Genomic DNA, 11998 nt, shown 5'->3' on the forward strand with positions numbered 1-11998 from the left:
AAATAAAAAGAATTTTATTAATTAGCTATGATTTGAACATAGAATATGTGCTAAATATTGAAAAACATGTATAAATTTTGCAGTTTTTATGGGACTTATTGCTAAAAACGCCTATTTGTTGGTCATGATAATTCTCAGAAAATAAAGTTTTGTCTGAGAGTTATTAAAAAAAATAGACATAGCTGTTGAGTAAATTTCTGCTGAGATAGCGTAATGATTTTAGAGTGTGCTAATCTTACAAATAGTTCATTTAAATAGATTACAGCTAGGTCAATGTCAGATTTAAATTTCAAAGCAGTACATGACAATATCCACAAACGTCAGTCCATTGGTCATTTGATTGAACCTGCGCCCTCACATGAGCAACTGAATGTGGCATTTCAGGCAGCGCTTACAGCACCCGACCATCATCGTTTAAAACCGACACAATTTATTGTGATCGAAGGTGAACAGCGCGAAGCTTTTGGTGAGTTATTGGCTCAATCTATTGCGGACTTAGGGGAAACTGACCCAGTTCAAATTGAACGGGTAAAACATCATCCATTTCGAGCACCGATTTTGGTTTTGGCTGTGACTAAATTTCAAGATCATCCCAAAGTTCCATTTTTTGAACAGACATTAAGTAGTGGTGCAGCGATTCAAAACTTTTTATTGTCTTTACAAGCACAAGGTTTTGCAACAATGTGGCGTAGTGGGGCAGTGGTTGAATCTAAACACCTAAAGTTAGCACTTGGTTTAGATGAACGTGATTTAATTTCAGGTATTGTTTATGTGGGTACTGCTGCAAAAGAAATTGCACCGCGTCCCGAAAGTGACACTCAAGCATATGTTCATTTTTGGCAGAATTAATCACAAAAATAACGAGATCTCAACTGTGAAAACTCGTTAAACATTTACATGTAATATTTAGGATAGGTTTTTAGGATAATAATAATGTCGGATTTACGCTTTAAAGATTTAATTGAACCCGTGGTATTGGATCAAAAAACAGCATTACGTGTGACTGTACTCGGTGGTGGTAGTTTCGGCACAGCAATGGCGAACACAGCAGTACGCAATGGTTGTGACACCATGATTTGGATTCGTGATGAAGCTATCGCGGCAGAGATCAATGCGACGCATATCAACAAACGCTATCTTCCAGACTTTCAATTAGAAGCAGGGCTACGTGCTGAGTCAAATTTGGAAAAGGCTGTACGTGACCGTGACATTATTCTGGTTGCTATTCCTAGCCATTCATTTCGTGATGTGTTGCGCCAGATCAAGCCGTTCATTAGTGCACAAGCTGTGGTGTCTTTAACCAAAGGTATTGAAGCCAAAAGTTTTAGTTTCATGAGTGATATTATTCGTGAAGAACTGCCAGAAGTACCTTATGGTGTACTTTCTGGTCCAAACTTAGCCAAAGAGATTGTGGCTGGACAACCTGCAGGTACTGTCATCGCAAGTGACAGTGAGTTGGTGCGTTATGCAGTACAACAGGCTTTACACAGTGCATTATTTCGGGTCTTCGGCAGTGATGATGTACATGGTGTCGAGCTTGGCGGTGCATTGAAGAATATTTACGCTGTGGCAATGGGTATGGCTGTGGCGTATAAAGTAGGTGAAAACACACGAAGTATGATTTTAACCCGAGCATTAGCAGAAATGAGTCGTTTTGCTGTTAAGTTGGGTGCTAATCCATTGACATTCCTTGGCTTATCTGGCGTTGGGGATTTATTTGCAACCTGTAATAGTCCATTGAGTCGAAACTATCAAGTTGGTTTTGCATTAGGTTCTGGAAAGACACTGGAACAAGCGACAAAAGAACTGGGGCAAACCGCAGAAGGCATCAATACCATTGTACAAGTAAATGCGCGTGCTAAAGAATTGGATGTTTATATGCCAATTACCACAGCACTTTATGAAGTTATTTTTGAAGGTGCACCACCACTCAATATCGCAGTTTCCTTGATGAAAAATGGACATCGAAGTGATGTAGAGTTTGTGTTGCCACATAATGAGGTTTAATTGATTACAATTTGAGGTTGAGAGATAGATTTGTAACAAAGCCTCGTTATAATCAGTGCGGTATTAAAAAGGAAATCTTATGCAACTGACTTTGGTGCGTCATGGTGAAGCAGCCCCAGCAATCAATGGTGTGGACAGTAAACGTCCTTTAACAGAACGTGGGCATTTACAAGCGGAACAAACAGCACAATTTTTAAAAGAAACAGTACAACCAGATGTATTTGTTGTGAGCACGTTATTGAGAGCACAGGAAACATTGTCCCATATACAGGCTTATTTTCCTGAAGTATCAGTATTGATCTGTGACAAAATTAAGCCTGAAGATGATGCAAAATTAGCAATTGAATGGTTGTCACAATTACCATTTGAACGTATTGTGGTGGTATGTCATATGAATGTGGTTGGGCATATTGCTGAACAACTGACACATGAGCATTTTAATCCTTTTGCCTTGGCAGAAGCTCGTATTTATGAGCAAACGGTCATTGCAAATGGTCTATCTACTCAAAATAAAGCCTTTATTCCAACTGTATAAAAGCATTGTTAAAAGAACACACGGCAGAAAACGATAAATGTTGTACTTATGGATGCCTGAAGCCAATGGGGTTTGGCAATGGTCTCGAGGAAGTGATTGGACTACATCTTCGAGTCTGGAACAATTAATACAAGATATTAAACTTTACCAAGGTGAAGAAGCGGTTGTGTTCTTTCCAAGTCGTGAAGTGCAAATTCTTCAACAAAAGTTTAGCAAAGCTCAATATAAACAATTGGGCGCAGATGGTGTGAAATATTTACTTGAAGAATATGTCATTTTACCGATTGACCAAATGAAAGTGTTTTCGCACTTTCAGCAACCCGATCAAGTTTCAGTTTTGGGTGTGAATCAACATACGATCACTACAATTCAGCACTCTTTGTCTTTGATTCCTTTAAAGATTGTTTCTTTATTGCCTGACTTTCTAATGTTGCCTATTCCTGAAGAAAATCAGCTGATCTTAGCCAATGTCAATGGGCAATTGTTGGTGCGTGAGAATGAGTTTCTAGGTAATTCAATCGATGATCTTGGTCTGTATTTGGATTTTGCAGATCGAGAAAAAACTTTTTTATATGGTGCGTTGACTGATGCACAAGCGACCAGTTTATTTGCTGTAGCGACGGCTGAACAACGTGAGCCATTTAATTATCAGTTTACTGAAATTAAAAAGGCAAAGCAGCATCCATTTAATGTCTTGCCTAAAGCCAAACAGGCAAATGACGGAGTGTCTCGTTATTGGCAAGCATGTGCAGTTTTAGTGGTGGCTTTGATTGTTGCACAGCTGAGTTATGATGCTCTGCGTTGGTTTAAACTGAAAAAAGTTGCCGATCAAACAGCATTGATTGCAGTAGATCAGTATAAAAAATGGTTTCCCAATGAACAGCGAATTACTGAGGAATCTGTTCAACGTCAGTTTAAGAATAAACTAGAACTTAGTCAGGGTGCCAATACACAGGCATTGCAATTGCTCAGTCGTGTTGGTCCAATTTTGATGCAGCATCAGATTATTGCCAATCGGGTTAATTATGAAACTTCTGTCTTGAATATGGATTTAGTTGCCAAGAGTTCAGAAGCATTACAGACATTGGTCACGCAGTTAAACCAACAAGGTTTTAAGGCGGAGCTGGGTAATATTCAGACACAGGGTGCGACTGTGGTTGGTTTAGTGAAGATACAATGATGAAAACAATGGAAAGCTTTCAAAACCGTTTAGACACGTGGTCCGAAAAGATGACTGACAATTTAGAAAAAATGTCAGCACGTGAACGTATTATGGTTATTTTCACAACGATTTTTGTAATAGTTGCCGCCGTTGGTGCAGCCTTGTGGTATACCCATAAAGCTGCTGAAAAACAGCAGTTGCGTTTAAATGAAATGAAAGACCTCGTGGTTTGGATGCAAAGTAATGTAGTCACCATGAAACCTGCGGATGATTTAGCATTAACCACCGCAGATAAAATTCAACGTGTTGCACAACAACAAGGACTTTCAGTGGCTTCACAACAGGTTGGTGAACAATTTCAAATTGTTGCACAACATCAGAATTATGCTGTTCTGGCAAACTTTCTGACTCAAATCGCGCAGATGGGTGTTAGCTTGGAAAAGATGGAACTGGTTAAAGAGGGCGCACAGATTAAATTAACAGCGACGGTACAGTAAGTACTGAAAATAAACACAGTTCAAGCATAGCCTTTTCAGCATACTGTGCCTATAATGTGGCAACTTAAAAAGCAGTAGACTTTTATAGCTATGTTGTATTCACTTGCTCGCCCTTTGTTGTTTTCTTTAGCACCAGAGCGTGCACATGAACTCACATTATCCATGCTTAAATCTGCCCATAAATTGGGTGCGATGCGTCAAGCTGTTGCGTCAAAACCAGTCACCTGTATGGGGATTGAGTTTCCTAATCCAGTTGGATTAGCTGCAGGTTTGGATAAAAATGGTGCATATATCGATGCCTTAGCGGGTTTGGGTTTTGGTTTTATTGAAATCGGAACCATTACACCTAAACCACAAGAAGGCAATCCACACCCACGTCTTTTCCGTATTCCACAAGCAAAAGCCATCATTAACCGTATGGGTTTTAACAATGATGGGGTAGACAAATTGGTTGAGAATGTCAAAGCAGCAAAATTTAAAGGCATTCTTGGAATCAATATCGGGAAAAACGCCACAACGCCTGTTGAAGATGCTGTTTCAGATTATTTAATTTGTCTAGAAAAAGTTTATCACTACGCATCTTACATTACGGTGAATATTTCTTCACCAAATACGAAAAATTTGCGCTCTTTACAAAGTGGTCATGCACTGACTGAACTTTTAGAAACCCTCAAAAAACGTCAGTTAGAGTTGGCTGAAGAATTACAGCACTATGTTCCACTTGTTCTCAAAGTTGCACCAGATTTAGATGCAACAGATATTGAATTTATTGCTTCACAATTGTTGCAGTTTAAAATTGATGGGCTTATTGTAACCAATACAACTTTATCTCGTGAAGGTGTCGAAGGTCTACCATTTGGTGATGAAGCTGGTGGGTTATCTGGAGCACCTGTATTTGAAAAGAGCACAGCTTGTTTGGCTGCCTTTTCAAAACTATTACAGGGTAAAATTCCGTTAATCGGTGTTGGTGGAATTTTATCGGGTGAACACGCTGTTGCAAAACAACAGGCAGGTGCGAGTTTGGTTCAAATTTATAGTGGTATGATCTATACAGGTCCTACACTGATCAAAGACTGTGTTAATGCTATGACCTAAATATGAATACCCTAGACATTATCATACTGATTATATTGCTCATTGGAGGGCTAAACGGTTTGCGACAAGGATTCGTGAAAGCCTTTGCGAACTTGATAGGATGGATTTTTGCACTGATTGTTGGTGCTAAATATGCCAATATCATCGCACCTTCCATGTCTGCACTCAGTCAAGATCCTGTGGTGCAAAAAATTGCAGCATTTGCATTTATTGTCTTGGTTATTATCGTTTTAACATGGATTGCAACAGCAATTCTCAATCAAATTTTAAAGAGCTTAAAACTAGGTCCTTTAAATCGTTTGGCAGGTGGTGCACTGGGGACCTTGAAAGGTTTATTCATTGTCCTCATAACAATGCAAGGATTAGGTCCTTGGGTTGACAGTTCGCCAACGTGGAAACAGTCAAAATTTATTCAAACACTTTTGCCGTTTGCACCCTTAGCTTCAGAAATTTCTAAAGATGCTGCAAATGAAGCATTAAATCATATACATTCACAAGCGCATCCCGATGACGCTGCTGTGAGAAATACTGAACGATCATCAACATCTGAAGAGGATGATCAATCAGCACATTCGACAAAAAATCCGTTTTATTAGTCCTAGCTGGTCTGCGAGGTAGTTATGTGTGGAGTCGTTGGTATAGCAGGTAAAGCACCTGTAAACCAAATGTTATTTGATGCGTTGACGATGTTACAACATCGTGGACAGGATGCAGCTGGGATTGTGACTTGTCATAATGGTCGTCTTTTCTTGAGAAAAGACAATGGTATGGTTCGTGATGTATTCCATACTCGCCATATGCGCGCATTGCTCGGTAACTATGGTATTGGTCATGTTCGTTATCCAACTGCTGGTTCTTCAAGCAGTGCTGAAGCGCAACCTTTTTACGTAAACTCACCTTATGGAATAACTTTGGCGCACAATGGTAATCTTACCAATGCTGCTGATATTCATGATGATCTGTTTAAAACTGACTTGCGTCATATGAATACAGATTCTGACTCAGAAGTCTTGCTGAATGTGTTTGCACATGAATTGCAAAAATGTGCCTCATTAACACCATCTCCAGACGATATTTTCCATACAGTTAAACGTGTACATGAGCGTTGCAAAGGTGCCTATGGTGTTGTTGCAATGATTACTGGACATGGTTTGGTGGGGTTCCGTGATCCAAATGGTATTCGTCCATTAATCTATGGTTCGCGCCTGACTGAAAATGGTGAAAAAGAATATATCATTGCTTCAGAGTCAGTTGCGATTACTGCATTGGGCTTTAAAGTTGAGCGTGATATTGAGCCGGGTGAAGCGGTATTTATCAACGCTGAAGGTGAGTTCTACTCCCAGCAATGTGCCAGTCAACCACGTTATCGTCCGTGTATTTTTGAATACGTGTATTTTGCACGTCCAGATGCCACTATAGATGGAATTTCTGTCTACAAAGCACGTTTGAAAATGGGTGAGACGCTGGCGAAGAAAATTCTTCGTGAATGGGGTGAAGCGCATGATGTTGATGTGGTTATCCCGATTCCTGATACAAGCCGTACATCTGCTTTAGAATTGGCGAATATTCTCGGGGTGAAATTCCGTGAAGGCTTTATGAAAAACCGTTACATCGGTCGTACCTTCATTATGCCAGGTCAACAACAACGTAAAAAATCTGTACGTCAAAAGTTAAACCCAGTTGAACTTGAGTTTAAAGACAAGAACGTGTTGTTGGTGGATGATTCTATCGTACGTGGTACAACCTGTAATGAAATCATTCAAATGGCACGTGACGCAGGTGCAAAAAATGTTTATTTTGCCTCTGCTGCACCGATGGTGAAATATCCAAATGTGTATGGGATCGATATGCCAGCTAAAGCAGAATTGATTGCATCTCATCGTAGTGTTGAAGAAATTCAAAATATTATTGGCGCTGATCGTTTGATTTTCCAAGATTTGGATGACTTAAAAGCTGCGGTGAGAACCAGTAAAGTACCAGAAGTTCAAGAGTTTGATTGTTCGGTTTTTGATGGCGTTTACGTGACTGGCGATATTGACGAACAATATTTAAATGATCTTGAGCAAAGTCGTAATGATACTGCGAAAAAGCAAAAAGATGGTTATATTGATGTCAATATTGACGCATCTTCGGTTGATCTATGTGGTATTAAAGAAGAGATGTAAATCAGAATTGATTTTCATTGAGAAAAAGCGGGAAGTTCCCGCTTTTTTCATTTATAGTGTTTTGCAATGTAATGAGGAATTTTACATTGAAAGATGTCAGCCATTATTTGATAAAAAACAAGAATATGTTGTGGTCTGCAAGTATCTGTTTGCTTGCAGTCATATTGACTATTTTTATTCTCAATACCGTTTTGGGGTTATTGGTACATTATGTCGATCGTGAACAGCAAATTTGGTGGCATGTTTTAAGCCCTTACTGTGTTGGGTTGATTATTATCATTATTGGCTGGTCAATTGCCTATGAATTTTATGTTTTTCGTACTGGTGGGCACTCATTAGCCAAACAGTTAAAAGCACGTCGTTTAAGTCAGATCGAAAGTACCCCAGAAGAAAGTGTAGCAATTCATCTTGCAGATAAATTTGCAGAAACTTTTGAGATTGATGCACCGACTTTATATGTTTTACCGGATGAAGTTGGTGTTAATGCCTTAACTGCAGGTTTCCACCCAAGAGATACTGTAATTATTTTAACTTGGGGTGCATTACAGAATCTTGACGAATTAGAACTTTACGGGTTGTTGGGGCATGAGTTTAATCAAATTTTGTCTGGCGAAGCCCGTGAAAATACTCGACTTAAGATCCTTTATAGCGGACTGATTACATTTAGTCAGTTAGGAAGCAAAATTGCCAAGCAAGGTTTTAATCGCTACAACGCCAAAGGTAATCAACATAAATTTGAAACCAGTTTTGTTGCTGTGGGCGGTGTGATTTGGCTATTGGGTAGTATGGGAATTTTAATCAATCGTTTGATTAAATATTTCACATTGGGTGGACGTACTTTTTATAATGACTATAAAACGAAGAAGTTATTGCTGAATAATGCTAATGTGCAGACTTTATTACGTATTTATGTGCATCATGCAGGTTCGCAAATTCATAGTGAATTTTCAGAAGCAATTGCGCATATGTGCTTTGCCAATTCACTGAGTCCACAAAGCTGGTTGAATATTCACCCCAACATTGAAGATCGGATCTATGAGTTGAATCCGACTTTATTGCAAGATTTGCAATTAGAAAATTTAAAAAAGTTGCGCAGTCAGCCGTTATTTAGCTTGTTGCGTCCATTAGAAGAGTCTTCTGGTGAAGTTTATAATCCGTGGGTGTCACCACAGCCATTGCCTTTGTTACGTTTATCGCCCATTAGCTTTGCCCTGAATGATGCGATTAAACCCTTAAATCCAGAAGTGCGCCGTCAAATAGAACGCTCAGATTTAATCCAGCGTGCAATGCAGACTGCGACTGGGTCACGTGAGGTTATGGTTGCAATTTTAATGATTCGGCAATATCGAGAGTTTATACCATCTGATGCTGCGGTGAGTCGAGCCATTATTGACTCATTGTTAAGTATGGATGGGCGTATCCATATCCAAATTTTTCATGATGCTTGTGAAAATCTGGGGAATATGCCTGCAACGAGTGCGCGTCAATTTGTAACGAAACTTGCGAAAATTATTCAGGAAGATGGCGAAATAGGCTTGTTGGATGCGCTGTTAATCGAGCGGGTAAAAGCTGAATTACATTTGCTACCGATGCATACACCTTCATCACTTGAAACAGTGAAACCTCAGATTGTGCGTTTAATTGATGCCTTATTGCACGTTCAACAAATCAACAGTGCCAATCAGCTTGATGTGCGTTATGAGATTTTAGAACGTGTTTTATCTAAAGATGAATTAGAGCTATTTGAAGAAATATCTGATGAGCCGATTGATTTAGGAGAAATCTTAAATGACATTGCAGGCTTGTTGCTACGTGATCGTTTAAGTATTCTTGGTGTTGCAGAAATTTGCTTATGGAATGATCGGATTATTACCCAAGATGAATTGGATGTATTGCAATTGTTGTATTGGCGACTTGGTTTTAAGTCAGATGATATTGTAGATCAAATGCAGAAGAAAAATAGTGTAATGATTATTTAAGCGAGCTTTTAGAAACAGAGCTTTTAGAAATACAACTTTTAGAAATAGAGTTAAGAAAGAAAGCTAAGAAAAAGTGAAGCATTTTAAAGCAAAGCAATGGTTCTAACACCGTGCACAGTGCACAGAGACATGATGTTAGAACCGAAGCTTTAATTAACTTGCCATTGCATCTACAGAAAGTTCAGCAACAGTTGGTTTGGCTTTTTCAGCTTTTAGACCTAATTTATTAAATAACTGTTTGTCTTTGCCTTCACCGGCATTTGGTGTGGTTAATAACTTTTCACCACTAAATAACGAGTTTGCACCAGCCATAAATGCGAGGGCTTGATCTGAATCGCTAAGTGATTCACGACCAGCAGAAAGACGAATATAGCTATGTGGCATGATAATACGTGCAACAGCAATGGTACGAATCCACTCAGTAACATCAAGCCTTTCTACATCAGCAAGCGGTGTTCCTTCTATTGGAACTAACATATTGATGGGTACAGATTCAGGATGTACAGGCAGGGTTGCTAATTCATGTAATAAACCAATGCGGTCATTGCGGTTTTCGCCTAAACCCACAATTCCACCACTACAAACTTTCATACCTGCGTTACGCACATGATCTAAAGTGTTTAAACGATCATCAAAAGTACGGGTGCTGATAATGTGTGAATAATATTCACGGGAAGTATCTAGGTTGTGATTGTAATAATCTAAACCTGCTTCATGAAGACGCTCAGCTTGTGATTGGTTGAGCATACCTAGCGTCATACAAGTTTCTAGACCGAGTGCTTTCACTTCACGCACCATTTCTAAGACATATGGCATATCGCGTTCATGTGGATTACGCCAAGCTGCACCCATACAGAAACGAGAAGAGCCAGATTCAAGTGCTTCTTTGGCTTCACTGATGACTTTCTCTACGGCGATACGCTTTTCAGCTTCTAGTTTTGAGTCATAGCGTGCAGATTGCGAACAATATTTGCAATCTTCAGGGCATTTTCCTGTTTTAATTGAAAGTAGAGTACTGACTTGAATGCTATTTGCTTCAAAATGCTCACGATGAATTTGTTGAGCCTTAAAGACTAAGTCTAAGAAAGGCTGTTCATATAAAGCTTGAATTTCTTCACGAGCCCAGTCATTACGTACTGTCATTAGTTTAATCCATGATCATCATTATCTATCCCTGTATATAATACATAATTCATGCCAATTCCATAGGGCAAAAATGTCCAAATATGATGGTAACTTACGATTGAAAAGTTCAATCATATAGAAAACTAAAATTATAAATATAGTCGCAAAGTTAACCAGATTTCTTGAAATTTACTTACTAAATTTTATTTTTAAGATTTTAAAAATTCCGGGTTTTAGTCATTAAAAATTAAAAAAAATAATAACTTTGCAAAGATCTGAACATTAAAAGTCAGTCGTTTGATAGATCAAGAATATATTTATAATGAAGATTTTTTATTCAGTTGCTCTGCAATAGCCCAGTCAATATGGACTTGCACAACTTCATCATGCGATGTGCGATGTTGGGTCAAAGCTTGAATAATTTCGCTTGAATATGGTGCATTGCCTAAACCTATTGCGATATTTCGCATAAAACTTTGATAGCCTGTGCGGCGAAGTGGGCTACCTTCAGTGCAACTTAGAAATGTCTGTTCATCCCAGTGCCAGAGGTCTAATAAACTCATTTGGTCCAAACCATGTCGGGGGTTAAAATCTGTGATGGATGCAGTTTTAGCAAAACTATTCCACGGACAAATCAGTTGGCAATCATCACAGCCAAATACACGATTTCCTATACCACGTCTCAAGTCTTCAGGGATGACTCCTTTATATTCAATGGTTAAATATGCGATGCATTTACGTGCATCAAGCATATACGGTTCGACAATGGCTTGAGTTGGACAGATGTCAATGCAGGCAGTACATGAACCACAATGTGATGTTGCTGGTTCATCAAATGGTAAATCCAGTGAAGTAAAAAGCTCACCTAACACAAAAAAGGAACCTGATTTTTTATGAATGAGTAGGGTATGTTTGCCTGTCCAACCCATTCCTGCATTTTCGGCAAGTGATTTTTCAAAAACAGGCGCGGAATCTGCAAATGGGCGTGATTCAAATTCACCCACTTTATCTTTAATGATTGTGGCTAAAGTTTTTAAACGCCCACGCATAATTTTATGATAATCACGCCCACGAGCATAACGTGCGATGATGGCCAAATTAGGCTCATCAGGAACATAGCGTGGTTTAGGTGTTTCGACCAAATAATTCATTCGCACACAGATGATACTTTTTGTGCCTGGAACCAATAAGGTAGGATCAGCTCGTTTTTCTAGATTTTCCTCTAAAAACTTCATGTCACCATGATAACCACGCTTTAAATATTCTTTAAATCTTGGTAATTCAGCTTGAGCATCAGGACGTGCAATGACACAATCAGCAAAGCCCAGTTGCAAAGCCTGTTGTTTGATCCAAGCTTTTAATTCTTGAGGATCAAGCTGTTGCAAAGAAATTGATGAAGTGGTTGATGTTGCTGACATAGTGATCAATGTGCT

11 protein-coding genes are annotated in these 11998 nt (G+C 39.0%); 9 read left to right on the top strand and 2 right to left on the bottom strand.

Annotated elements, in window-relative coordinates:
* The first annotated feature begins 273 nt into the window (after positions 1 to 273).
* From ACINWC743_RS08850 to ACINWC743_RS08890, 9 genes are all read left to right on the top strand, one after another.
* Positions 274 to 849 (top strand): nitroreductase, encoded by a 576-nt coding sequence (locus ACINWC743_RS08850; RefSeq protein ID WP_009585175.1) that lies wholly within the window; start codon positions 274 to 276, stop codon positions 847 to 849.
* Positions 850 to 933: 84 nt separating this feature from the next.
* Positions 934 to 2007, top strand: a complete 1074-nt coding sequence (locus tag ACINWC743_RS08855) for an NAD(P)H-dependent glycerol-3-phosphate dehydrogenase (RefSeq protein ID WP_004824339.1) — start codon at positions 934 to 936, stop codon at positions 2005 to 2007.
* A 79-nt stretch (positions 2008 to 2086) separates the two neighbouring features.
* Complete coding sequence (gene sixA, locus ACINWC743_RS08860) at positions 2087 to 2542, top strand: phosphohistidine phosphatase SixA (protein WP_004824336.1); 456 nt, start codon at positions 2087 to 2089, stop codon at positions 2540 to 2542.
* A gap of 37 nt (positions 2543 to 2579) precedes the next feature.
* Positions 2580 to 3722, top strand: a complete 1143-nt coding sequence (gspL, locus tag ACINWC743_RS08865; RefSeq protein WP_035300784.1) for a type II secretion system protein GspL — start codon at positions 2580 to 2582, stop codon at positions 3720 to 3722.
* Positions 3722 to 4201, top strand: coding sequence for a type II secretion system protein GspM (locus ACINWC743_RS08870; RefSeq protein WP_010591075.1), 480 nt, complete (start codon positions 3722 to 3724; stop codon positions 4199 to 4201). The genes gspL and ACINWC743_RS08870 overlap by 1 nt, the downstream gene beginning before the upstream one ends.
* Positions 4202 to 4291: 90 nt before the next feature.
* Positions 4292 to 5296 carry a quinone-dependent dihydroorotate dehydrogenase gene (locus ACINWC743_RS08875; protein WP_009585152.1) on the top strand — a complete coding sequence of 335 codons (1005 nt, stop codon included), beginning with the start codon at positions 4292 to 4294 and terminating at the stop codon, positions 5294 to 5296.
* A gap of 2 nt (positions 5297 to 5298) precedes the next feature.
* Complete coding sequence (locus ACINWC743_RS08880; RefSeq protein ID WP_035300787.1) at positions 5299 to 5892, top strand: CvpA family protein; 594 nt, start codon at positions 5299 to 5301, stop codon at positions 5890 to 5892.
* A gap of 24 nt (positions 5893 to 5916) precedes the next feature.
* A complete protein-coding gene (gene purF, locus ACINWC743_RS08885) occupies positions 5917 to 7461 on the top strand; it encodes an amidophosphoribosyltransferase (protein WP_004824330.1) in 1545 nt (514 codons plus the stop codon).
* Between the two features lie 86 nt (positions 7462 to 7547).
* Entirely contained in the window at positions 7548 to 9440 is a 1893-nt protein-coding gene (locus ACINWC743_RS08890; RefSeq protein WP_009585160.1) for a M48 family metalloprotease, read from the top strand.
* A 153-nt stretch (positions 9441 to 9593) separates the two neighbouring features.
* On the opposite strand, the gene bioB is transcribed toward ACINWC743_RS08890, so the two are convergent.
* Together bioB and queG are read right to left on the bottom strand one after the other, a co-directional pair.
* Positions 9594 to 10583: a biotin synthase BioB gene (gene bioB / locus ACINWC743_RS08895; RefSeq protein ID WP_009585174.1), complete on the bottom strand. Its 990-nt coding sequence runs from the start codon at positions 10581 to 10583 to the stop codon at positions 9594 to 9596.
* A 299-nt stretch (positions 10584 to 10882) separates the two neighbouring features.
* Positions 10883 to 11983 (bottom strand): tRNA epoxyqueuosine(34) reductase QueG, encoded by a 1101-nt coding sequence (gene queG / locus ACINWC743_RS08900; RefSeq protein ID WP_009585158.1) that lies wholly within the window; start codon positions 11981 to 11983, stop codon positions 10883 to 10885.
* Positions 11984 to 11998: the final 15 nt, after the last annotated feature.

It is taken from the genome of Acinetobacter sp. WC-743, assembly GCF_000335555.1.
Lineage (GTDB): Bacteria > Pseudomonadota > Gammaproteobacteria > Pseudomonadales > Moraxellaceae > Acinetobacter > Acinetobacter bereziniae.

Excerpts from the sequence above, each read along its gene's own strand:
- ACINWC743_RS08850 (WP_009585175.1), top strand. The coding sequence starts at position 274 with ATGTCAGATTTAAATTTCAAAGCAGTACATGACAATATCCACAAACGT.
- ACINWC743_RS08855 (WP_004824339.1), top strand. The coding sequence starts at position 934 with ATGTCGGATTTACGCTTTAAAGATTTAATTGAACCCGTGGTATTGGAT.
- sixA (WP_004824336.1), top strand. The coding sequence starts at position 2,087 with ATGCAACTGACTTTGGTGCGTCATGGTGAAGCAGCCCCAGCAATCAAT.
- gspL (WP_035300784.1), top strand. The coding sequence starts at position 2,580 with ATGTTGTACTTATGGATGCCTGAAGCCAATGGGGTTTGGCAATGGTCT.
- ACINWC743_RS08870 (WP_010591075.1), top strand. The coding sequence starts at position 3,722 with ATGAAAACAATGGAAAGCTTTCAAAACCGTTTAGACACGTGGTCCGAA.
- ACINWC743_RS08875 (WP_009585152.1), top strand. The coding sequence starts at position 4,292 with ATGTTGTATTCACTTGCTCGCCCTTTGTTGTTTTCTTTAGCACCAGAG.
- ACINWC743_RS08880 (WP_035300787.1), top strand. The coding sequence starts at position 5,299 with ATGAATACCCTAGACATTATCATACTGATTATATTGCTCATTGGAGGG.
- purF (WP_004824330.1), top strand. The coding sequence starts at position 5,917 with ATGTGTGGAGTCGTTGGTATAGCAGGTAAAGCACCTGTAAACCAAATG.
- bioB (WP_009585174.1), bottom strand. The coding sequence starts at position 10,583 with ATGACAGTACGTAATGACTGGGCTCGTGAAGAAATTCAAGCTTTATAT.
- queG (WP_009585158.1), bottom strand. The coding sequence starts at position 11,983 with ATGTCAGCAACATCAACCACTTCATCAATTTCTTTGCAACAGCTTGAT.